Origin of the sequence: Polaromonas sp. AET17H-212 (assembly GCF_002379085.1) — a bacterium.
Lineage (GTDB): Bacteria > Pseudomonadota > Gammaproteobacteria > Burkholderiales > Burkholderiaceae_C > Polaromonas.
Genome location: NZ_NBZW01000083.1, coordinates 1 through 377, shown reverse-complemented (window position 1 = coordinate 377; position 377 = coordinate 1). Strand labels below are relative to the sequence as shown.

Annotated in this window: 1 protein-coding gene and 1 rRNA gene; one reads left to right on the top strand and one right to left on the bottom strand. The window is 55.2% G+C overall.

Annotation, left to right across the window (positions count from 1 at the left end):
• Positions 1-98 (top strand): 5S ribosomal RNA (rrf, locus tag B7G53_RS22345); the annotation flags it as partial.
• A gap of 172 nt (positions 99-270) precedes the next feature.
• On the opposite strand, the gene B7G53_RS22340 is transcribed toward rrf, so the two are convergent.
• Positions 271-377 (bottom strand): transposase domain-containing protein (locus B7G53_RS22340; RefSeq protein WP_141396335.1); only part of this gene is annotated, 107 nt, incomplete at its 5' end.

Below are 377 nucleotides of genomic sequence, written 5' to 3'. Positions count from 1 at the left end.
AAGTTGGTACCACTCCTTCCCATCCCGAACAGGACAGTGAAACGACTTAGCGCCGATGATAGTGCGGATTCCCGTGTGAAAGTAGGACATCGTCAGGCTCTTACAGCAAGAGGCGCCCAGTTGATAAAGTCAACTGGGCGTTTTCTTTTGTCCGGCTGAAAATACCTTGATCTAAAAACAGAAAACTCCGCCTCGAAAGATGCGGAGTTTTTTTATCTGCGCATGCAACGTAAGCGCGCGGTGATCCCGTCTTGACGACGGCCGACAGGGTCAAGTAGTGGAGAGAGGGGCCTGCCAGCGATGCGGCAGCAGCTCTTGGACGCGACTGGCCGGCTGCGTGGGCAGCCGCTCGAGGATGTCCTTCAGGTATGCGTACG